Raw genomic sequence first — 20634 nt, 5'->3', positions numbered from 1 at the left:
TTGTCAGGTCTGAAGGGAAAGATGGGGTTCAGGCGGAGAGGAGCACGGTGTCGTCGGGGTGCCAGCCGAAGCGGACATGGTCGCCCTCGCGCGGCAGAGTCGCGCCCCGCATGTTCTGGGTCTGAACGGTGAATTCGGTCTCGCCGCAGGCGAGGACGGAGCGGACGCGGTCGCCGAGAAAGACCATCTCGATGACGCGGCCGGAGCCCGACGGCCAGTCGGCCGGCACGTCGCCGAGCACGATGCGCTCGGGCCGCACGGAGAGAGACACCGGACCCGCCGCGCCCGCGATGGGGATGCGGAGGTCCCCCGGCCCCGTCAGCACGCCGCCGTCCGCGACGGTGCCGGTGACGAGGTTCGATTCACCGATGAAGCCCGCCACGAAGGCGGTGCGCGGGTCGTTGTAGAGGTCGGCCGGGGTGGCGATGCGCAGGAGGCGACCGTCGTGCATCACCGCGACGCGGTCCGACATCACGAGCGCTTCCTGCTGGTCGTGCGTCACGTAGATCATCGTGGTGCCGAGCGCGCGGTGGATGCGGCGGAACTCGGTCATCATGTGCTCGCGCAGTCGCTTGTCGAGCGCGCCGAGCGGTTCGTCGAGGAGGAGGAGGGGCGGGCGCGAGGCGAGCGCGCGCACCAGCGCGACGCGCTGCTGCTGGCCGCCGGACAGTTCGCTTGGCGTGCGCGCCGCCATCGGTTCGAGGTGGGCGAGCGCCAGGAGCTCGGCGACGCGCGCCTCCACCTCGCTCTCGCGCCAGCGCATCGTGCGCAGGCCGAAGGCGATGTTGTCGCGCACGCTGAGGTGCGGGAAGAGCGCGTAGTTCTGGAACACCATGCCGATGCCGCGGCGATGGGCGGGCACGCGCGTCACGTCCCGCCCGGCGATCTCGACGGTGCCGGTGGTCGGCATCTCGAAGCCGGCGATGATGGACAGGAGCGTGCTCTTGCCCGACCCCGACGAGCCGAGGAGGGTGAAGAACTCGCCGTCGGCGATCTCGAGGTCGACGCCGGCGACGGCGCGGGTCTGACCGAAGGTCTTTTCGATCGCGGTAAGGCGAAGGGCGGGATCGGTCATCGGAACTCAGGCGCGTTCTGGCGTCAGCGCGTCGGGCACGGGGGCGGCCTTGCGGCGCCCCCGGCGGACGATCTGAAGCGTGGCAAGGACGATCGCGGTCGCGAGCACCAGAAGGGCCGAGACGGCGGCGATGGTGGGGTTCACCTCCTCAAGGCTCTCCCACATGCGCTTCGGCAGCGTCTCGGTGCGCAGCCCGCTCACGAAGAGCGCGACGAGGAGGTCGTTGAAGGACTGGAGGAAGGCGAGGAGTGCGGCCGTGCCGATCGCCGCCCCGATGATGGGAAGGGCGATCTTGACGACGGCCATGAAGGGCGAGGCGCCGAGGCTCTGGCCGGCGCGGGTGAGGGTCCAGTCGAACCCCTTCAGCGCCGCGACGAGGACGATGAGGGCCGGCGGCAGCGCCGAGATGGTCTGCCCGAGCCCGACCCCCAGCAGCGACCGGTTGAGCCCGATCGAGGTCATCGTGACGAACACGGACACGGCGATGATGATGGAGGGCACGACGAGCGGAGAGAGCGCCACGACGTAGAGCGCGCCGGCGATGCGGGAGCGGCTGCGGGCGATCGCGAAGGCGGCCGGCAGTCCGATCGCGAGTGCGAGCGCCGCGACCCCCGCTCCGACCATCAGGCTGTTCAGCGTCGCGCGGTACCAGCGCGGCGAGGTCACATATTGCTCGAACCACTGAAACGAGATGCCGGAGGGCGGAAACTCGAAATAGGGTTTAGGGCTCAGCGACAGCGGGATCACCGCGACCACCGGCAGGATGAGGAAGGCGAGGAGGGCGATGCCGATGACGGCGACGAGCGTGTCGAAGACAGGATCGAGCACGCGGTCGATGAGGATGAAGGTGCGCGAGAAGGACGGGATGCGGGTGCGCCGCCGGCCCTTGCCCGACCGGGCGAGCTCGGGCGTCACCGCGCCGAGCCCGCCGCCGAGCGCGTAGACGAGGCCGAGCGTCGCGAAGGTCGCGACAAGCATCACCGCCGACAGGGACGCGGCGAAGCCCCAGCGCAGGAACCCCATCTCGCTCGCGATGGTGTTGGCGATCATCGTCTCGCTCGGTCCGCCGAGCATTGCCGGGGTCACGAAGAAGGCGAGCCCGATGACGAAGACGAGGACGAAGCCGCCGACGGCGCTCTCGCGCGTCATCGGCAGGATCACGCGGCGGAATGTGCCGAACGCGCCCGCGCCGAGGCTCGCCGCGGCCGGGGTGAGGCGGCGGTCCAGTGCGCCGATGCCGTTGAGGAGCAGGAGCACCACGTAGGGCATCAGGATGTGCGTCATCGCGACGACGACGGCGAAGCGGTTGAAGATGAGGCGCAGCGGGCTGTCGATGATCCCCGTCGAGATGAGGATCGTGTTGATCACGCCGCGGTTGCCGAGGAGGAAGATCCAGGCGTAGTTGCGCACCAGATCGCTGGTGAAGAAGGGCACGACGACGCAGATGAGCGCCGCCGTGCGCGCCCCGCCCGAGAGCCGCGCGATGAGGAGCGCGACCGGATAGGCGAGGAGGAGGCACAGGATCGCGACCGTGAACGCGATCTCGAACGTGTTGACGATGACCGCCCAGTAGAGCCCGCTGCCGAGCACGGCGATGTAGTTGCCGAGACCCGCGGAGGGCTCGGTCACGCTGATCACCATGAACCGCGCGAGCGGGATCAGGTAGAAGGCGAGGAGGAAGGCCGCGGCCGGGATCAGCAGCGGCAGAAATCTCCTCGCACCCTGGGCGGACAAGGTCACGATCGAACGTCCGTTACATCAGCGCCGCGGTGCAGGCCGCGACCCAGGCTTCGCGATTTTCCTTCCACCAAGTCTCGTTCTTCTTGATCTGCTTGGCGAGATTGTCCGGCGCGTTCGGCAATTTGGCGAGGGTTTCCTCGTCGATGAAGTCGAAGGCGGCGGGGTTGGTGGGGCCGTTGCCGGTCAGCTTGGCCATCTTGGCCTGCTGTTCGGGACGGCTCGCGAACGCGATGAAGCGCATCGCGTTATCGACATTGGGCGCGCCCTTGAGGACGTACCACACGTCGGAGGTGAAGCGGCCCTCGTTCCATTCGATCTGGATCGGCGCGCCCTGGTCGATGAGGACCTGGAGGCGGCCGTTCGGGGACATGCCCATCACTGCTTCGCCGCTGGCGAGCATCTGGGAGGCCTGCGCGTTATTGCGGGCCCAGAAGGTCGTGTCCTTCAGTTCGGCGAGCTTCTTTGCCGCGCGCTCGATGTCGATCGGATAGAGGTCTTCGGGCGCGACGCCGTCGGCGAGGAGGGCGGCCTCGGGAAGCGGGGAGTGGGAGAGGTCGCACCAGGGCAGGACGCGCTGGCCCGGGAACGCGTTCGTGTCCCAGAATTCCTTCCAGCTGGACGGGCCGCTATTGTCCGGGAAGCTTTCGCTATTGTAGGCCATCACCTCAGAATAGGTGATCGTGCCGACGCCGAATTCCTGGCGCTCCGACTCCGGCATCGATTCCAGATCTTCCGGCGCGAAATACTTGTAGTCGATCGGGACCCAGAGGCCGAGATCGATGCCGACCAGGTTGAACGCCTGGTTGGTGGAGACGATGTCGAAGCTCGGCGAGCCGCTCTCGACTTCGGCGCGGGTGCGGGAAATCTCCGGGTTCGTGCCTTCGATGACCTCGATGCCCGTGGCCTCGGCGAAGGGCGCCATGAAGGCCTCGCGCTGGGCCTCCTGGTAGGTGCCGCCCCAGCTCACCACGGCGAGCTCGTTGGTCTGGAGCGCATCCTGCGCCCGGGCGGGCATCGCCGCGGCGATCGCGGCGACGGATACGGCAAAGAAAAGGCTGGCCTTCATCAGCATCAGGTCCTTTGTTGCGAGCAGATTTCGAGGATGGTGAGCATGTAGATTTTGACCATGTCGATGTAATCGACGATGTCGACACGCTCGTCCGGCATGGTGTTGTAGCGGCCGCCCGGACCGCACACGACGCCTTCGATCCCGCCGACGCGCAGCAGGTGCGCGGCGTCGGTGCCGAAGAAGCCGGGCGGGAGGAAGATTCCGGTCGGCTGGGCGGTGCCGCGCACGCGCTCGTAGGCGCGGTTCACGGCGGCGAGGACGGGGCTGTCGGGCGGCACCTCGAAGTTCGGCATCGAGGGACGGCCCTTGAGGCGCTCCGGCTCCAGCGTGGCCTTCAGGCCCGGAAAACGGGCCTCCAGCGCGTCGAGCTCGGCGCGGATCGCGGCGAGCGCGCTCTCTTCCGTCTGCCCCGGCGCGTAGCGGCCCGAGCCCTTGATGCGGGCATAGTCGGCCACCTGCGGTGGACGCCATTCGACGAGGTCGCGCCCGAGCGCGCCGAGGAGGACGCCGACATGGACGCGGTTGATGCGCGCGTGCTCGGGCGTCGGTGGATCGGGGAAGGTCATCGCGTTGAGGCGGGGGACGAGGTCGCAGGCGGCCGCGACCGCGTCGACCGCGGCCTCGCGCTTCGAGAGATGGCGCGTGTTGCCGAAGAGCTCGATGACGAAGGTGAACGTGCCCGCGTGCATCGTGAGGAGCTGGAGGTCGGTCGGCTCGGAGTTGACGAAATAGTCCGCCCGCAGCCCCTGCTCCATGAGCGCGATGGTGCCGATCCCGCCCTGAAGCTCACCCACCACGTAGGTGAGGATCACGTCGCCGGGGAGGGTGATCCCGGCCCCGATCAGGGTCTTCACCGCGCACAGATAGGCTGCGTCCCCGGCCTTCATGTTGGAGACGCCGATGCCGTAGATGAAGTCGTCGTCGACCTTGCCGCCCCAGGGGTCGACCGTCCAACCCTCCGTCGCGGGGTTGGTGTCGACGTGGCCGTTGAAGAGGAGACTCTTGCCGCCGCCCGTGCCGCGCCAGCGACCGACCGCGTTGATGCGGTCGCCGGGCACCGGGGTCAGCTCGGTCTCGAGCCCCAGCGCGCGCATCTCCTCGGCCATCATCATGACCATGACGCGCTCGCCGTCGGTTTCGCTGTAGCTCTTCTGTCTCGCCATCCGGGAGAGCACGGCGAGGCAGTCGGCCTCGTCGACCTTGGCGAGAAGTTCGGCCGGGTCTGCGCCACCCCAGGGGCGATCGCCAATGGCCATCACACGTCTCCAGATGTAGGTCGTGGTTGAGAACCACCCGCCGGACGACGTCCCCTCTGCTTTTCTATATCTTATAAAGAAATATACTCCACGAGCTTCATATGCCTGTCAAGAAAGGAAATGCCGACGTGACGCCGCCCCGGTCCCTGCCGCTCTACGAGGTCCTGAAGCGCCAAATCGCGGAGAACGTGATGTCGGGCCGATGGCCGGCGGGCATGGTGCTGCCGAGCGAGATGGCGCTGGCGCAGGAGTTCCGCGTCGCGCCCGGCACGATGCGCCGCGCCCTCTCGGAGCTGACCGCCTCGGGCATGTTGACGCGGCGGCGCAAGACCGGAACCGTCGTGACGGGCCGCGCGCCGGACCAGAATCTCGACCTCTATTTCCGCTATTTCCGCCTCCACCGGGCGGACGGAAGTCTGGTGTCCTCCACCGCGCGCAATCTCGACCTCTTTCACGGCGCGCCGACGGCGAGCGAGAAGGAGCAGCTGAAATTGGAGGACGGGCAGGAGGTCGTGCGCCTGCGCCGTCTTCGCCTCGTCGACGGCGCCGCCATCATGATCGAGACGATGACGATGCCGGGCGCGCGCATCCCCGACTTTCCAAAGGAGACGCCCGACGTGCCGCCCCTCATCTTCCAGCACCTCGTCGATGCCTACGCGATCCGCATCACCGCGGTGCGGGAGGAGTTGTCGGCGGTGATGGCCTCGGAGGCCGACCGGCGCGATCTTGGCCTCGACGCGCCGGCGGCGCTCCTGCGGATCGTCCAGACCGCGTTCGACCAGCTCGGCGCCCCGGTGGTGTTCGCCGTGCAGCACGGGCTCACGGACGACTATCGCTACGTCAACGAGGTGCACCAGTAAGGCACGCTGTCGGCGTCCCGGCCCTTTGAGCGCAGTCTTCAGATGCCCTCATATTTCGTATCATGGGATATAATTTGCCATTGACGAAATAGCCTAAAGCTTCGATGGTCGTCCCAAGAGCGGGAGCACCCGCCGACGACGGGAGGGCGCCATGGCGCAAGGCGATGCGGCGAAGGTCGGCTATATCGGCCTCGGCAACATGGGCGGGCCGATGGTCGATCGGCTGCTCGAGGCCGGCTTCGAGGTCTCGATCTGGGGCCGCTCACCCGAAAAGCTTGCCCCCTACGCAGAGCGCGGGGCCAGGATCTGCGCCTCGCCGCGCGAGGTGGCGGCAGCTGCACCCATCGTCATCACCTGCGTGATCGACACCGCCGCCGTGCGCGAGGTCGCGCTCGGGGAAGGGGGGCTCGCCGAGGGCGGTGACGCGAACTCCATCCTCGTCGACATGTCCACCATCTCGCCCGACGCCACCAAGGAGATGGCGGCCGAGCTCGCCCGCCGCTCAGGCATGCGCTGGGTCGATGCGCCCGTCACCGGCGGGACGACGGGCGCGGCCGCCGGAACGCTCGCGATCATGGCGGGTGGCGATGCGGCGGACGTCGATGCGGTCCGGCCGGTGCTCGCGCCCCTCACGCGCCGCGTCATGCACATGGGGCCGACCGGGTCCGGCCAGGCGACCAAGCTCATCAACCAGATCTACGTCTCGTGCATCCTCGCCGTCACCGCAGAGGCGGTGAGCCTTGCCGAGAATGCGGGCATCGACGCCGCGCGCATTCCGGCCGCGCTCCAGGGCGGGCGCGGCGATTCGACGATCCTGCAGCAATTGTGGGGCGGGATGCTCGCGCGCGACTTCACGCTGACAAGCACCGTCGACAGCCTCGTGAAGGATTTCGACCTCGTCCAGCGCTTCGCCCGCGACAACCGCTCGGCCCTGCCGATGACGAGCCTCGCCGCCGAACTGAACCGGATGCTCGTCCAGCATGGACACGGGTCGGAGGACAACACGGTCGTCCGAAAGCTCTACAGCCGCGATCCGCTCCCCTGAGTGTGCGGCATTGTAAAATTTGAAATGACATGACGAAGGAGGTCGACGTGACGAGCCTGCTCGGCATCAACACGTACTCGTACATCTGGAAGAAGTCGGCGGTCGAGACGGTCGAGCACCTCGCCGACCAGGGCTATTCCTGCGTCGAGCTGATGATGAACGCGCCGCATCTGTGGCCGTCCGACACCGCGCAGCGCAAGGCGCTCGCGACGACGCTCGCCCGCCGCGATGTCGAGGTGATGTCGCTCAACCCGCCGATGCTGGATCTCAACCTCGTCAGCCCCGCGCCGGAGATGCGCGCCTACACCGTCCAGCACTATTGCGATGTGATTGCGATGGCTGGCGAGCTCGGCGCGCGCTTCGTGCTCGTTGTCCCCGGCAAGACCCATCCGCTGCTGCCGGCGCCCTCTGTCCACCGCGACGGTTGGTTCGAGGCCGGGCTCGAGACGCTCGACCGGGCGGCGGAGGCAGCGGGGGTCCGTCTCGTCATCGAGAACGTGCCGGCGGCGTTCGCGCCGCGCGCGGAGGATCTGATGGCGATCCTGGCGCGGATCGGAAACCCGCGCCTCGGCATCATCTATGATGTCGCGAACGCGGTCTTCTTCGGCGAGGACCCGTGCGAAGGCCTCAGGACCGTCGCCTCCCGCCTCGACCTCGTCCACATGTCGGACACCGGCCGGAAGGCCTGGGCGCACGCGACGCTCGGCACCGGGATCGTCCCGTTCGACGCCATCGCCGAGACGCTGAACGCGCTCGTCTATGAGGGACCGACGGTGCTCGAAATCATCTCCGACACGCCGGACGCCGACATCGCCGCGAGCCGCGCGGCGCTGGAATCGACCGGCTGGAGGCTCGCCGCGTGACCGCGCTCCTGCCGATCGACGCCACCGGCCAGCGCGTCATCGTCACCGCCGGGGGAAGCGGCATCGGGCGCGTCATCGCGGAGAGTTTCCTCGCGCGCGGCGCGAAGGTCCACATCTGCGACGTCGACGAGGCCGCCCTCGCCGAGACCCTATCGGCGAACCCCGGCCTCACCGGCATCGTCGCCGACGTGTCGGACCCCGCCGCCATCGACGCGCTCTTCGCCTCGGCGCTGGAGGCGCTCGGCGGGCTCGACGTTCTCGTCAACAATGCCGGGATCGCGGGCCCCGTCGCGCGCGTGGAGGACATCAGCCCCGAGGCGCTGCACGCGACGCTCGCGGTGAACCTCGAGGCGCAGTTCTTCGCGAGCGCTCGCGCCGTGCCGCTCCTGAAGGCGGAGGGCGGGGGTACGATCATCAACCTCTCCTCGGTCGCGGGGCGGCTTTCGTTCGCGCTGCGCACGCCCTATTCGGCCGCGAAATGGGGCGTCGTCGGCTTCACGCGGAGCCTCGCGCTCGAGGCGGGGCAGGACAATATCCGCGTCAACGCGATTCTGCCGGGGCACGTCAACGGCCCGCGCTTCGGGCGCGTCGTCGCCGCAAAGGCCGCCGCCGCCGGGATCTCGGAAGAGGAGATGCGGGCCGACATGCTGGGGCGCGTTGCGCTGAAATCGACGGTCGAGATGCAGGACATCGCCAACATGGCGCTCTATCTCGCGTCGCCCTTCGGCGCGACGATCACCGGACAGGCGATCAGCGTGTGCGGCGGCGTCGAGATGATGGGCTGAGGAGGGAATTATGGACAAGCAAACCGTTCTCGTGACGGGCGCGACGGCGGGCGTCGGCGCGGCGGTCGCGCGCCGCTTTGCCGCCCGCGGGGCGCGCCTCGTCCTCGTCGCGCGCCGCGGCGACCGGCTCGACGCGCTCGCCGCGGAGCTTGGGCGGGACGACATCCACACCCTCGTCGCCGACGTCTCCGACGCCGAAGCCTTCGCCGAAGCGCTGAAGGCCCTGCCGGCTCCGTTCGACGCGGTCGACGTGCTCGTGAACAATGCCGGGATCGGGGTGGGGCGCGACCTCGCGCAGGACAGCAACCTCGCCGACTGGTCGGTGATGGTTCGCACCAATATCGACGGGCTGATCGCCGGCACCGGCGCGCTCTTGCCGGGGATGGTGGCGCGGGGGCGCGGCCACGTCATCAATATCGGCTCGGTGGTCGGCGAATGGCCGGGGCCGCGCAACGCGATCTATGGGGCGACGAAGGCGTTCGTGCGCCAGTTCAGCCTGTGCCTGAGAGCCGATCTTCTCGGCACCGGGGTGCGGGTGACGGACGTGGAGCCAGGCATCATCGGCGCGACCGAGTTCACGACGGTGCGTTTCGGCGGCGACATGGACCAGGTGCGCGCGATGTATGAGGGGATGACCCCGCTCGGGCCCGACGACATCGCCGACGCGATCGAGTGGGCGGCGACGCGACCGGCCCACGTGAACGTCAACATCGTCCAGATCATGCCGGTGGATCAGGCCTTCGCCGCCCCGGCGGTCGCGCGACGGGGAGGGTGATCGGAGCGGGTTTGGCGACGCGTGGACCTTGCCACGACCCGGTCATGGCGGCAGAATTGTGGTGATCTGAGACAGCAATTTGATGCATGATTGCGCAGGGTCGTATTGCGCTGCGTAATGTGGCATATCGGTGTTTGCGGTGCAGCATGGGCTGCGCCAGGGCTCCTGGGAGCCTGAGCGCGGTTCGCGCACGAGAGGGGTAGTTGGCGCATGAGTGCCATCGAGGACGATCACGAGGTCGAGGGCAAGCGCAAGGGGCAGCGCGAGAAGACGGGCGTCCAATCCCTGGAACGCGCCTTCGCGATCCTGGAGATCATTGCCTCGCATCGGGACGGGATCAGCCTCGCCAACCTCTCCAAGGAGGTGGGGCTCCATTCGAGCACGACCTACCATCTGGCGCGCACGATGACCTCGCTCGGCTATGTCCGGCAGGACCCCGACAACAAGCGCTATTTTGTCGGGCGCATGGTGTTCTCGATCGCGGCCAACTCGCGATACGAGATCGACATCGTCACGATCGCGGGGCCGATCCTCGACGATCTCTCCCAGGCGACCGGCGAATCCTCCCATCTCGCGATGGTGTCGGGGGACGATATCGTCATCGTCGCGCGCACCAACGGGACCGGGGCCTTCCAGCTCCAGGAGCGGCATGGCGGGGTGCGGCCCGGCCACGCGACGGCGCTCGGCAAGGTCATCCTCGCCGGCATGACGGCGGACGAGCTTGCCCGCTATCTCGAAACCCATCCGATGACGCAGCTCACCCCGAAGACGATCACCGACCAGGGGATGCTGCTGCGCGAACTGGAGCGCACGCGCGAGACCGGGTTCGCCTATGATGATGGCGAGTTCAACGCCGAGGTGCGTTGCGTCGCCTACGCGGTGCGCGACTTCACCGGCCGCGTGATCGGCTCCATCGGCGTCTCCGGCCCGATCTGGCGCGTGACCCTCCAGTCGCTCCAGGCCCTCACCACGATGGTGGAGGAGGCGGGCCAGCGCCTGTCCTCCGAGCTTGGAGACGGCGGCGTCCGCTAGCGACGCCTGAGCCGCCCGCGTCCTCGCCGGGACGCGGCGCCACCCGCCATGATGCCCGCGCGGGCGCTAATCCCCGCGGCGTCGCCCGGCGCGTCGCAGGACCGACGCCGATTGCCGGAAAGTCCGCTCCCGCCACCTCGCCGAAAGATGCGCCGGCGACGCGCCCGCCAGTTGCGAGCGGGTATCTCATAATATAGAAATCAATTCATCATTGTGGGATTTTGCCCGCGCGTTTTCGCACGTGCGGTCGAGGCCCGCCAAAGACCCGCTCAAGAGCGATCGGTCGGGAGCCCTCTGGCGCGCCGGCCCGGTCGCCGGATCCGCCAGGGAGGCATTTCATGCGGTTCAACAAAGTGCTCGTGACCGGGGCCGGGGGGCTCCTCGGCCGTGCGGTGGTCAAGGAGCTCGACGGCAAGTGTTCCGTCGCCGGCTTCGACATCGCCGCGGGCGCGGCCGACATCACGTGGCATGTCGGCGATCTCCTCGACGCCAAGAGCGTCGCCGAAGCTGTCGCCGGGCAGGATGCGATCCTCCACATCGCCGCGATGCCGAACATTTGGTCCGGCAACGGCGAGCGGATCATGTCGGTCAACGTCGTCGGCACCTGGAACATTCTGGAACAGGCCGAGGCCGCGGGCGTGAAGCGGGTGGTGCTGTGCTCCAGCGACAGCGTCTACGGCTTCACCGTGCGCGAGGGGGCGATGCAGCCGCCCCTCTATCTCCCGATCGACGACGAGCATCCGCGCCAGCCGACCGACCCCTACGCCCTCTCGAAGCTGATGGTGGAGGAGGCGGGCCGCGCCTTCGTCGCGCGCGGCAAACTCGAGGTGATCGTGCTGCGGCCGGTCTTCGTGTCCTATCCGGAGATGTACGGCGAGATCGCGGCGCGCGCGAAGGACCCGGCCGCCTACAAGGGGCCGATGGTGGGCGGCCCGTCGTCCGCCGGCGGCGGCCCGGCCTGGCACCATATCGATCCGCGCGACGCGGCGCGGGCCTTCCGCCTCGCGCTGGAACTCGAGAACGTGACGTACGACCGCTTCGTCATCAGCGCGAGCCGCACGCTCGCGCCCGAGCCGACCCTGCCGCGCCTGGAGCGCGCGCTCGGCAAGCTCCCCGAGGTCCGCGATCCGGCCCTCTACGAGGCGAACCCCTACGCCCCGCTCTACGACCTCACCCGCACCCGCGAAGTCCTCGGCTTCGTCGCCGAGCACGACACGATCCCGGTGCCGACGGAGCCCACCCCGGCGTAAGGCGCTCGCCGAAACGGCGGCCGGTTTCGCCGCGCCGCCGATCCTTTCAACGACGATCAGACACAAAGAAAGGGCGGGCCACTCGGGCCCGCCCTTTTCGTTTGTCCGTCGCCGGAGATGCGGCCGCCCGGCCCGGGCCGAAGCCCGCGCCGGGCGCGCGTTCAGGCGGCGCTTCTTCGCATCCGGCTGATCCCGCCCCAGACGCGGACCACGCCGCCGCGCACCAGACGGCTCTGGATGCTGAGCGAGATGATGATCAGCGCGAGGAGGACGAGGGCGACCGGGCGCGTCACGAACGGCTCCAGGCTGCCATTGGAGCCGAGGAGGGCGCGGCGCAGCGAGATGTCCGCCATCGTGCCGAGGAGGACGCCGATCACGGCCGGGGCCACCGGGTAGCCGATCTCCTCCAGGAAGTAGATGACCACGCCGAAGAAGAACATCAGGTAGATGTTGAAGATGTTCAGCCCGAGCGCGTAGGAGCCGAGCACGGCGAGGAAGGCGATGCACGGCATCAGCACCGCCACCGGGAGGCGCAGTACAAGCACCGATATGCGCGCCATCAAGAGCCCGATGATGAGGATGCCAAGCGAGGCCCACATCAGCATCGCCGCCATCTGCGGGATGAGCTGCGGGAACTCGAAGGACAGCATCGGCCCCGGACGGATCCCCTGGAGGTTCAGCGCGCCGAGGAGCATCGCGGCCGGCGGCGAGCCCGGAACGCCGAGCGTCAGCACCGGGATGATCGCCCCGCCGATACAGGCATTGTTGGCGGTCTCCGCGCAGATCACGCCGCGGAAATTGCCCTTGCCGAAGGTCTCGGGCTCCTTGTCGAGCTTCTTGGCCATGTCGTAGGCGGCCCAGGCGGCGATGTCCTCGCCGACGCCCGGGATCGTGCCGACACCGACGCCGACGCCGCCGGAGCGCATGATGCCCCACTTCGTACGCCACAGGACGCCCCAACGCGGGCGCAGGCTCCCGATCTCCGCGACGGTGGCGGCGCGCTCCTGCGCGTTGCGCAGGACGCGGAAGATCTGCGGCAGCGCGAACGCCCCGAGGAGGACCGGGACGACGTCGATGCCGCCGGCAAGCTCCGGGATGCCGAAGGTGAAGCGCTGGTAGCCCTGGATCGTCTCGATGCCCACCGAGGCGAGACCGAGGCCCAGAATGCCCGCGATCCAGCCCTTGGCGGGCATGTCGGGCGAGGTCAGCGAGCCGCAGATGAGGACGCCGAAAAGGGCGAGCAGGAAATACTCGGCCGAAGTGAAGTTCAGCGACAGGTCGATCAGCCAGGGCGCGATCATCACCATGGCGAAGAGGCCGAAGATAGTGCCGATCACGGAGGCGAGCGTCGCGGAGGCGATGGCCTCGCCGCCCTTGCCACGCAGGGCGAGAGGGAAGCCGTCGAGCGCGGTCGCGGCGCCCGCGGCGGTGCCCGGAATGCCGAGCAGGATCGCCGAGTGGGACGGGCCGTAGATCGCGCCGACATAGACGCCGATGAGGGCGAAGATCGCCTCCTCGCTCGGCAGGTTGAAGGTGGCCGTCGACAGAAGCGCGACGGCGAGCGTCGCGGTGAGGCCGGGCAGGGCGCCGAAGACGATGCCCATGATGATGGAGCCCGCGAGGATCAGCAGATTGAGCGGTGTCGCGATCTCGACGAGCTGGATGAAGAAGTCGGCAAGCATGGGTCGCGATATCCTCAGGGGGCCGGAACGTAGAGGAAATGCTCGAACGTGTAGCTCACCGAGAGCGGCACGAGGATCGCGACGGCAAGGGCGATGGCCGCGCGGCTCAGCATCGCCCGGCCCGCGCCCGGCAGCCAGAAGACCGCGATGAACACGAACAGGAAGAGGCTGCTCGCGACGAGGTAGTTCACGTTGCCGATGAGGCCGAAGATGTAGATGGCGAGCCAGACGATCATGAACGCGACGCGCTGTGTGGAGCGGTCGGCGGGGAGGTTCCGCACCCAGGCGCCGAGGCTCCTGAGGATCCCCCGGTGTCCGCCTTCGCGCAGCGCCGTGAGGAGCACGCGGCACGAGAACAGGATGAGCAGCGACCCGATGGTGGCCGGGAAGAGGCCCGGCGACAGGAACCACTGCGATTCACCGCCGGTGCGGGTCGAGGACCACGGCATCAGGCTGGCGCGGTAGATGATGAACGCGCCGAAGACGATCATCAGCGTCGAAATGACGACATCCGCCTTCCGGCGGGCCGGTGTAGGCAACATGAGAGCCTCCAACATCGTGAAAGGCCGACGGCAGAGCCGTCGGCCGACTGAAACGCGGTGGGCTGTCAGGGCTTCTCGATGCCGAGCGTGGCCGGGTCGGTCTCCGCGACGCCGAGCTCGAAGAGCTTGTAGCTCATCACGCGCTCCATCTTGGAGAGGGCCGCATACGCCTCGTCGCCATACTCGAAGGTGAGGGGCATGAAGCGCTCGCTCTCGAGCTTCAGGAGCTCGGGATCTTCGCTGGCCTGCTGGAAGGCGGCGTCGATCTTCGCGATGACCTCGGCCGGGACGTCCTTCGGGATCGCCATGCCGAGCCACTGGCGGGCCGGGATATCGGCGATCTTCGGATAAGTCTCACCCGCGGCCGGGATCACGCCGAAGCCGGCGAAATCGTAGGGCTCCATCTCGATCATGGCGAGCGGGCGATAGCGGCCGGAGCGGATGAACTCGGACTGCTCGGAGACACCGGACACGACGGCGTCGACCTCACCGGTGAGGGCGGCGACCTGGGCCGGAGCGCTGCCCTCGAAGGGGATGTAGCGCAGGTCCGTGTCGGTGCCCTGGCCGAGCGCGATCGCCTTCATGTGCCACACGCAGCCGATGGCGCAGTGGCCGACGGAGATCGAGCCCGGATTCTGGCGGGCCGCGTTGAGGAGATCCTCGAGCGTCTGATAGGGCGAGTTGGTCGGGACCGAGATCACGCCCGGCGCGCCGCCAACGATATACCAGCGCCAATCGTCGGTGCCGGTCTCATGGAACTCCATGACCTTGGCGATCTGCATCGCCTCGGAGGCGCCGAGCCAGTAGTAGCCGTTGTGCGGCTGGTTCCAGACATAGTTCATCGCGACGCCGCCGCCGCCACCGGTGCGGTTGGCGACGTTGATCTTGCCGCCGAGCGCCTTTTCCATGGCGCGGGCCAGGAAGCGGTTGGTCATGTCGGTGCCGCCGCCGGCCGAGGCCCAGACGCTGACATCGATCGGGCGGCTCGGGAAATCATCCGCCGCGGCGGGCCCGGCCGCGAGCGCGGCGACCCCGAGTGACATCGCGCCGAGCGCGATCAGCTTCTTGAATGGCATTTGGTTCGTCCTCCCCTTGAAGCCTTTCTGGCGTGGTTTTTGGCGCGCGGCCCGGCGGCGTGTTCGACGTCTTGCGCGTCTTCCGGTCGGGCCCGCGAGTTCAGTGGTTGAAGAGCACCAGGCGCTCCTCGGTCATGTCCCGCATGGCGTAGCGGGGACCTTCGCGACCGATGCCGCTGTCCTTCACCCCGCCATAGGCGAGCTGGTCGGTGCGCCAGGTCGATGTTCCGTTGATGATGACGCCGCCGGTGCGCAGCGTGCGCACGGCCCGGATGGCGGTCGCGATATTGGACGTGAAGATGCCGGTCTGGAGCCCGTAGGGGGCGCCGTTCAGCGAGCCGAAGACGGTGTCGAGATCGTCGAAGGGCTGGAGCGACACGACGGGGCCGAACACCTCGTCGCACACGACCTTCATCTCGTTGCCGACATCGGAGAGCACGGCGGGCTCGAGCTGCGCGCCGCGCCGTCCGCCGCCGGTGTGGAGCGTCGCGCCCGCGGCGACGGCCTCGCCGATCCAGGATTCGACGCGCTTGGCGGCGGCCTCGTCGATCAGCGTGCCGACATCGGTCTCGGTGTCGAGCGGGTCGCCGATCTTCAGCGTCTTCACGACCTCGACCACTTTCGCGACGAAGCGGTCATAGAGAGAGCGGTGGACATAGACGTTCTGCACCGAGATGCAGCTCTGCCCGGCAAGGCGCATGGCGTTGCGCGCGCACATGGGGGCGGCGGTCTCGAGATCGCCGTCCTCGCACACGATGGTCGCCCCGGTGCCGCCGAGCTCCAGCGCGACGCGGCGCAGGCCCGAGGCGGCCTTTATGTGCGCCCCGACCCGGCTCGACCCGGTGAAGGTGACGAAGTCGACGCGCGGGTCCTTCACCATGTCCGGGCCGGCCGACTGGCCGTAGACCGTGTTGAGGACGCCCGGCGGCGTGCCCGCGTCGATGAACAGCTCCACGAGCTTGTGGACCGTCAGCGGCGTCTGCGGCGGCGGCTTCAGGACGACCGAATTGCCGGCCGCGATCGCCGGGGCGACCTTGTGGCAGGCAAGGTTGAAGGGGGCGTTGAAGGGGGTGATCGCCGCGACGACGCCGACGGGGAAGCGCAGCATCATCGCGATCTTGCCGGCGCCCATCGCGGACCCGTCGAGCGGGATGTGGGCGCCCTCGATGCGGATCGCCTCTTCGGCGGAGAGGGAGATGGTGTCCTGCGAGCGGATGACCTCCGCACGCGCGTCCTTCACCGCCTTGCCCGACTCGCGCGCCATCGTCTCGGCGATCTCGTCGGCCCGCTTCAGGAGGAGTTCGTTGACGCGGCGCAGGAGCGCGGCGCGCTCGTAGGCGGGCATCGCCGCGATGACGGGCTTCGCCGCGACGGCCGCGTCGAGCGCGTCGCCGAGGTCGGCCGCGGTCGATTCGGGCGCGAGGGCGACGACGTCGCCGCGATACGGGTCAACGATTTCCGTGTGCGCCGTTCCGCTGCGCCACTCGGCACCGATGCGCATGGGGACGGTGGGGGCGTCCGCTCCGGGATGGACGGCGGCCGCGGTGGACTGAGGCACGATCTGCGTTCTCCCAATTCGGTGCGTCGGGCTCGCCGCGCACTCTTCTGTCGGGGACTGCGGCGCATTCGCCGCTGTATGCAGGGACGATATTTTTTGTGTTGTGATATGTCAATTCATAATGAGAAGAGATAGGCCATGAACTCGGCAAAGGTCCGGCTCACGGCCAATCTATAGGAGGTTTCGCCCGAAATGCACGATCTTGCGAAGGGTGGGCTCGTCATTTGGCATGATATCGCGCCGGAGCATCGCGACGAAACGCTGACCTGGTACGACCGTCAGCACCACGCCGAGCGCGTCGCCATTCCGGGTTTCCTGACCGGCCGTCGCTACATGGCGCTGCCGGGCACGGCCCCGGAGCTGATGAACCGATATGAGACGACAAGCCCGGATGTGCTGGGATCCGAGGCCTATCTCGACCGGCTCAACAACCCCACCGCATGGTCGCTCAAGTGCCAGCCCACGATCCGCAACAACGTGCGCACCGTGTTCCGCACGGCCGGTCGCGTGGGCTACGGAGAGGGCGGAATCATCGCCACAATCCGCGTTTCGCAGGGTGAAACGGCCGAAGGCCTCGGCTGGCCGCAGCTCGGCGAGGCGCTGCTCGCGATTCCCGGCATCATGTCAGTGGAGCTGTGGCTCGCGGACGCAGCACGCACGGGCCTTGCGAGCCGCGAGAAGGAGTTGCGCGGAGTGGCCGATATCGTCGCCGCCGCGACGCTTTTCATCACCGCATCCGGGCTCGAAAGCCTCAACGAGGCGGTGGCGCGCGCGCAGGCTGGTGCATGGGGCGCCGGGACCGTCGGCACCTACGCGCTGGCCTACAGCCTTGAGGCTTCGGAATACCATATTACGAGTTGACGATGCGTAATATGAAATAATAGGATCCGCCACCAGATAAGAAACACGATACGGGGAGGCGGGTCTCATGCAGCCGCTCAAGGTGGCCGCCTTCGGGACGGGGTTCTTCAGCCAGTACCACTATGATGCATGGTCGCGGATCGCCGGGGTCGAGCTCGCCGGCATCTGCGTCCATTCCAACCGTGACCGGGCCGAGGAATTCGCCAAGCGCTACGGCGCGGCCGCCGTCTTCACCGACCCCGAGGAGATGCTGGACCGCACGAAGCCGGACCTCGTCGACATCATCACGACGCCCGAGAGCCACGCCTCCATCTATGACGAGGTCGCCGCGCGGCGCATCCCGGCCATCTGCCAGAAGCCGCTGGCGCCGAGCTTCCCGGAGGCGCGTGCGCTCGCCGCGACCGCTGGCGATGCCGGCGCGCTCCTCGTCGCGCACGAGAACTGGCGCTTCAAGCCGTGGAACCGGGAGGCGCGCCGGCTGATCGATGCCGGCGCGATCGGCGAACCCTACAACATCCTCTTCCGGATGCGACCCGGCGACGGGCAGGGCCCGCGCGCCTATCTCGACCGCCAGCCCTACTTCCAGCAGATGCCGCGCTTTCTCATCCACGAGACCGGCGTCCACATGATCGACGTGTTCCGCTACCTGTTCGGCGAGATGAACGGCGTCATGGCGCGCCTGCGCCGTCTGAACCCCGTCATCGCGGGCGAGGATTCGGGGATCGTCGTCTTCTCATTCGCCTCGGGCGCCGCGGGCGTTCTCGACGGCAACCGCCTCGCCGATTTCGAGGCGGAGAACACGCGCCTCACGATGGGCGAGATGATCCTCGACGGGTCCGAAGGGTCGATCCGCCTCGACGGGGCCGGCAATCTCAGGCTGCGTGCGCGCGGCAAGCCGGAGCGTCTCCACGAATACACCTGGGAGAACCGGGGCTATGCGGGGGACTGCGTCTACGCGCTGCAGCGGCATGTCGTCGAGCACCTGCGCACCGGTTCGCCGGTGGAGAACACCGCGCGCGAGTACCTGCGCAACATCGAAATAGAAGAGGCGATCTACCGCTCCCATGACGAAGGGGCGTGGATCGAACTGCCGCCGGTGGCGGCCGCAAAGGGGAGGGGTGAGGCGTGAAGTTCAAGAAAGTGGTCGTGACCGGCGGCGGCGGCCGTCTGGGTCGCTTCGTCGTCGATCGGCTGAAGGACAAGTGCGAGGTCCGCGTGATCGACCGCCAGCCCGCCGGTCCTGACGTCCCCTATGTCGACGTCAGCGTCACCGACCTTGCCGCGATGACCGAGGCGCTGCGCGGCGCGGACGCCGTCGTCCACCTCGCCGCCGTGCCGAACCCGCGCACGTCGAGCCCGGAGGCCTGCTTCTACACCAACGTGCAGGGCACCTGGGTGACGCTGACGGCCGCCGAGGAGGCGGGCGTGAAGCGCGTGATCATCGCCGGCAGCGATTCGGCGACCGGGCTTCACTACAATCCGGTGAACTGGCCGCCCCAATATCTCCCCGTCGACGAGAAGCATCCGCTTCGCCCCACCGAGGTCTACTCACTCTCCAAGGAAGTGACCGAGGTGATCGCGAAGTCCTTCGCCGCGCGCGGCAAGATCGAGGTGCTGGTGATTCGCCCCGGCCACATCGTGTTCGAGCCGGAATATCCCGAGATCCGCACCCGCGGCGACGATGTGAACAACTATCATCTGTGGGGATACGTGGCGCCGCAGGACGTCGCGCAAGGCTTCGAGAAGGCGCTGGAGCTGGAGGACGGCAGCTATGACTGCTTCTTCATCGGCGCCGCGGACGGCATGAACGAGCGTCCGACGCTCGACGCCCTCAAAGAGCGTTTCGGCACGGTGCCGGAGGTGCGCAAGCCCGAAATCTACCAGGGTCTGCCGCAGGCCGGCGTCTTCGACATCTCCCACGCGCGCGAGAAGCTCGGCTACGAGCCGCAATTCACCTGGCGTGATTTCGGGCGCTGAGCCGCCCGATCCGCTCCGCCCCTGTCCCGAATTCCAGATCGTCGAGCACCGATGTCCGATCCCACAAAGATCTTCTCGATCAACCTTTACGCCTACACCTTCGACTATACCGTGTCGGAGGCGCTCCTCCACCTTGCCAAGCAAGGCTATCGCGAGTTCGAGCTGATGATGTTCCCCGGCCATCTGTGGCCGGCCGAGATGAGCGCCACCGACCGGCGCGAGCTGCGCAAGCTCATCGAGGACAACGGCCTTCGCGTCGTCTCGGTGAACATGCCGAATATCGACCTCAACATCGCCGGCGCGTCCAAGGAGATGCGCGAATATTCGCTGGGTCTCATCTCCTCCTTCACGACGCTCGCCGGCGAACTCGGCGCGTCGGGCGTCGTCATCGGCCCCGGCAAGTCGAACCCGCTCTTTCCGCTGCCGAAGGAGCGCCTCCAGGGCTACTTCTTCGAGGCGCTCGATCGGCTCTATCCGCTGGCGCGCGATGGCGGGACGAAGCTTCTCGTGGAGAACATGCCGTTCGGCTACCTCCCCGATGTGACCTCGATCCTTTCGACGCTGTCGGCCTACGGCAATGACGACATCTATCTCATCTACGACGTCGCCAACGGCCACTTCATCGGCAAGGACCCGCGCGACGAGCTGCGCGAGGGGCAGCACAAGATCCGCCTCGTCCACCTCTCCGACACGAACCAGAAGGTCTACAAGCACGACCCGGTCGGGCTCGGCGACGTGCCGTTCGCGAACGTGCCGCCGGTGCTGAAGGAGATCGGCTACAAGGAGCTGCCGATGCTCGAGATCGTCTCGCTCGATCCGGACACCGACCTCATGAAGAGCGTCAAGGCGCTGGCGCCGCTCGGCTACTGAGCCGGGTGGTCGGGACCCGCGTCAGTTCAGCGGGTCCCAGAACCACCATTCGCGCTTGACGACCCAGTCGGCGACATCGGCGCGGAAGGCGAGATAGTGCGGCGCTTCGCGATGGAGCGCGAGGGCGTCCTCGTCGGCGTAGTGCTCGATGAGGAGGAACCGGGTCGGCGAGTCGCGGTCCTGCCGGATCAGAAAGGCGAGGCAACCGGGTTCGGCTGCCTCGGTCGTGGCCGCGTGGCGCAGGAGCCGCGCGCGAAACTTCTCCAGAACATCCTCTCGGCACGTGAGGTAGGCGGTGTGGACGAGCATGTGCGATCC

The 20634-nt window shown here is 67.9% G+C and carries 20 protein-coding genes; 11 read left to right on the top strand and 9 right to left on the bottom strand.

Annotation, left to right across the window (positions count from 1 at the left end; all coding sequences use genetic code 11):
* Positions 1–28: 28 nt before the first annotated feature.
* From DBV35_RS16650 to DBV35_RS16635, 4 genes are read right to left on the bottom strand one after another with little or no spacing between them, the layout of a single operon-like run.
* Complete coding sequence (locus DBV35_RS16650; protein ID WP_108661429.1) at positions 29–1075, bottom strand: ABC transporter ATP-binding protein; 1047 nt, start codon at positions 1073–1075, stop codon at positions 29–31.
* Between the two features lie 6 nt (positions 1076–1081).
* The gene (locus DBV35_RS16645; RefSeq protein WP_157961805.1) at positions 1082–2815 is read right to left on the bottom strand and encodes an ABC transporter permease subunit; all 1734 of its coding nucleotides are present in this window, start codon (positions 2813–2815) and stop codon (positions 1082–1084) included.
* Between the two features lie 13 nt (positions 2816–2828).
* Entirely contained in the window at positions 2829–3881 is a 1053-nt protein-coding gene (locus DBV35_RS16640; RefSeq protein ID WP_157961804.1) for an ABC transporter substrate-binding protein, read from the bottom strand.
* 5 nt (positions 3882–3886) lie between these two features.
* Entirely contained in the window at positions 3887–5140 is a 1254-nt protein-coding gene (locus DBV35_RS16635) for a M20 family metallopeptidase (RefSeq protein WP_108661426.1), read from the bottom strand.
* A 101-nt stretch (positions 5141–5241) separates the two neighbouring features.
* Here DBV35_RS16635 and DBV35_RS16630 point away from each other — a divergent pair, with 101 nt between their 5' ends.
* From DBV35_RS16630 to DBV35_RS16600, 7 genes are all read left to right on the top strand, one after another.
* Complete coding sequence (locus tag DBV35_RS16630; protein WP_108661425.1) at positions 5242–6000, top strand: GntR family transcriptional regulator; 759 nt, start codon at positions 5242–5244, stop codon at positions 5998–6000.
* Between the two features lie 151 nt (positions 6001–6151).
* Positions 6152–7045, top strand: a complete 894-nt coding sequence (locus DBV35_RS16625) for an NAD(P)-dependent oxidoreductase (protein WP_108661424.1) — start codon at positions 6152–6154, stop codon at positions 7043–7045.
* A 29-nt stretch (positions 7046–7074) separates the two neighbouring features.
* Positions 7075–7908 carry a sugar phosphate isomerase/epimerase family protein gene (locus DBV35_RS16620; protein ID WP_108661423.1) on the top strand — a complete coding sequence of 278 codons (834 nt, stop codon included), beginning with the start codon at positions 7075–7077 and terminating at the stop codon, positions 7906–7908.
* A complete protein-coding gene (locus DBV35_RS16615; protein WP_205648711.1) occupies positions 7905–8693 on the top strand; it encodes an SDR family oxidoreductase in 789 nt (262 codons plus the stop codon). Before DBV35_RS16620 ends, DBV35_RS16615 begins: the two co-directional genes overlap by 4 nt.
* 10 nt (positions 8694–8703) lie before the next feature.
* Positions 8704–9468, top strand: coding sequence for an SDR family NAD(P)-dependent oxidoreductase (locus DBV35_RS16610; protein ID WP_108661422.1), 765 nt, complete (start codon positions 8704–8706; stop codon positions 9466–9468).
* A 210-nt stretch (positions 9469–9678) separates the two neighbouring features.
* Positions 9679–10500 carry an IclR family transcriptional regulator gene (locus DBV35_RS16605; RefSeq protein ID WP_108661421.1) on the top strand — a complete coding sequence of 274 codons (822 nt, stop codon included), beginning with the start codon at positions 9679–9681 and terminating at the stop codon, positions 10498–10500.
* 338 nt (positions 10501–10838) lie between these two features.
* Complete coding sequence (locus DBV35_RS16600) at positions 10839–11750, top strand: NAD-dependent epimerase/dehydratase family protein (RefSeq protein WP_108661420.1); 912 nt, start codon at positions 10839–10841, stop codon at positions 11748–11750.
* 161 nt (positions 11751–11911) lie between these two features.
* On the opposite strand, the gene DBV35_RS16595 is transcribed toward DBV35_RS16600, so the two are convergent.
* The 4 genes from DBV35_RS16595 to DBV35_RS16580 all read right to left on the bottom strand — a co-directional run bounded on the left by DBV35_RS16595 (position 11912) and on the right by DBV35_RS16580 (position 16608).
* On the bottom strand, positions 11912–13432 hold the full coding sequence (locus DBV35_RS16595; protein ID WP_108661419.1) for a tripartite tricarboxylate transporter permease: 1521 nt from the start codon (positions 13430–13432) through the stop codon (positions 11912–11914).
* Between the two features lie 14 nt (positions 13433–13446).
* Entirely contained in the window at positions 13447–13974 is a 528-nt protein-coding gene (locus DBV35_RS16590; RefSeq protein WP_157961803.1) for a tripartite tricarboxylate transporter TctB family protein, read from the bottom strand.
* Positions 13975–14039: 65 nt separating this feature from the next.
* Entirely contained in the window at positions 14040–15050 is a 1011-nt protein-coding gene (locus tag DBV35_RS16585) for a tripartite tricarboxylate transporter substrate binding protein (protein ID WP_108661417.1), read from the bottom strand.
* A 100-nt stretch (positions 15051–15150) separates the two neighbouring features.
* Positions 15151–16608, bottom strand: coding sequence for an aldehyde dehydrogenase family protein (locus DBV35_RS16580; RefSeq protein ID WP_205648710.1), 1458 nt, complete (start codon positions 16606–16608; stop codon positions 15151–15153).
* A 192-nt stretch (positions 16609–16800) separates the two neighbouring features.
* Here DBV35_RS16580 and DBV35_RS16575 point away from each other — a divergent pair, with 192 nt between their 5' ends.
* The 4 genes from DBV35_RS16575 to DBV35_RS16560 all read left to right on the top strand — a co-directional run bounded on the left by DBV35_RS16575 (position 16801) and on the right by DBV35_RS16560 (position 20316).
* Positions 16801–17469, top strand: coding sequence for a hypothetical protein (locus DBV35_RS16575; RefSeq protein WP_108661415.1), 669 nt, complete (start codon positions 16801–16803; stop codon positions 17467–17469).
* A 67-nt stretch (positions 17470–17536) separates the two neighbouring features.
* Entirely contained in the window at positions 17537–18598 is a 1062-nt protein-coding gene (locus DBV35_RS16570) for a Gfo/Idh/MocA family protein (RefSeq protein ID WP_108661414.1), read from the top strand.
* The gene (locus DBV35_RS16565) at positions 18595–19446 is read left to right on the top strand and encodes an NAD-dependent epimerase/dehydratase family protein (RefSeq protein WP_108661413.1); all 852 of its coding nucleotides are present in this window, start codon (positions 18595–18597) and stop codon (positions 19444–19446) included. The genes DBV35_RS16570 and DBV35_RS16565 overlap by 4 nt, the downstream gene beginning before the upstream one ends.
* Before the next feature lie 51 nt (positions 19447–19497).
* A complete protein-coding gene (locus DBV35_RS16560; protein WP_108661412.1) occupies positions 19498–20316 on the top strand; it encodes a sugar phosphate isomerase/epimerase family protein in 819 nt (272 codons plus the stop codon).
* Between the two features lie 21 nt (positions 20317–20337).
* On the opposite strand, the gene DBV35_RS16555 is transcribed toward DBV35_RS16560, so the two are convergent.
* Positions 20338–20625, bottom strand: a complete 288-nt coding sequence (locus DBV35_RS16555; RefSeq protein WP_108661411.1) for a putative quinol monooxygenase — start codon at positions 20623–20625, stop codon at positions 20338–20340.
* Positions 20626–20634 lie beyond the last annotated feature (9 nt).

It is taken from the genome of Acuticoccus kandeliae (genome assembly GCF_003073115.1).
Note: the sequence above shows the minus strand (reverse complement) of the source record. Positions and strands in the feature narration are given on the sequence as shown.

What these genes read in the sequence shown, in the direction of transcription:
- DBV35_RS16600 (WP_108661420.1), top strand. Translation starts at nt 10,839, where the DNA reads ATGCGGTTCAACAAAGTGCTCGTGACCGGGGCCGGGGGGCTCCTCGGC.
- DBV35_RS16585 (WP_108661417.1), bottom strand. Translation starts at nt 15,050, where the DNA reads ATGCCATTCAAGAAGCTGATCGCGCTCGGCGCGATGTCACTCGGGGTC.
- DBV35_RS16630 (WP_108661425.1), top strand. Translation starts at nt 5,242, where the DNA reads ATGCCTGTCAAGAAAGGAAATGCCGACGTGACGCCGCCCCGGTCCCTG.
- DBV35_RS16640 (WP_157961804.1), bottom strand. Translation starts at nt 3,881, where the DNA reads ATGAAGGCCAGCCTTTTCTTTGCCGTATCCGTCGCCGCGATCGCCGCG.
- DBV35_RS16605 (WP_108661421.1), top strand. Translation starts at nt 9,679, where the DNA reads ATGAGTGCCATCGAGGACGATCACGAGGTCGAGGGCAAGCGCAAGGGG.
- DBV35_RS16610 (WP_108661422.1), top strand. Translation starts at nt 8,704, where the DNA reads ATGGACAAGCAAACCGTTCTCGTGACGGGCGCGACGGCGGGCGTCGGC.
- DBV35_RS16570 (WP_108661414.1), top strand. Translation starts at nt 17,537, where the DNA reads ATGCAGCCGCTCAAGGTGGCCGCCTTCGGGACGGGGTTCTTCAGCCAG.
- DBV35_RS16555 (WP_108661411.1), bottom strand. Translation starts at nt 20,625, where the DNA reads ATGCTCGTCCACACCGCCTACCTCACGTGCCGAGAGGATGTTCTGGAG.
- DBV35_RS16560 (WP_108661412.1), top strand. Translation starts at nt 19,498, where the DNA reads ATGTCCGATCCCACAAAGATCTTCTCGATCAACCTTTACGCCTACACC.
- DBV35_RS16595 (WP_108661419.1), bottom strand. Translation starts at nt 13,432, where the DNA reads ATGCTTGCCGACTTCTTCATCCAGCTCGTCGAGATCGCGACACCGCTC.
- DBV35_RS16650 (WP_108661429.1), bottom strand. Translation starts at nt 1,075, where the DNA reads ATGACCGATCCCGCCCTTCGCCTTACCGCGATCGAAAAGACCTTCGGT.
- DBV35_RS16620 (WP_108661423.1), top strand. Translation starts at nt 7,075, where the DNA reads ATGACGAAGGAGGTCGACGTGACGAGCCTGCTCGGCATCAACACGTAC.
- DBV35_RS16635 (WP_108661426.1), bottom strand. Translation starts at nt 5,140, where the DNA reads ATGGCCATTGGCGATCGCCCCTGGGGTGGCGCAGACCCGGCCGAACTT.
- DBV35_RS16590 (WP_157961803.1), bottom strand. Translation starts at nt 13,974, where the DNA reads ATGTTGCCTACACCGGCCCGCCGGAAGGCGGATGTCGTCATTTCGACG.
- DBV35_RS16625 (WP_108661424.1), top strand. Translation starts at nt 6,152, where the DNA reads ATGGCGCAAGGCGATGCGGCGAAGGTCGGCTATATCGGCCTCGGCAAC.
- DBV35_RS16575 (WP_108661415.1), top strand. Translation starts at nt 16,801, where the DNA reads ATGCACGATCTTGCGAAGGGTGGGCTCGTCATTTGGCATGATATCGCG.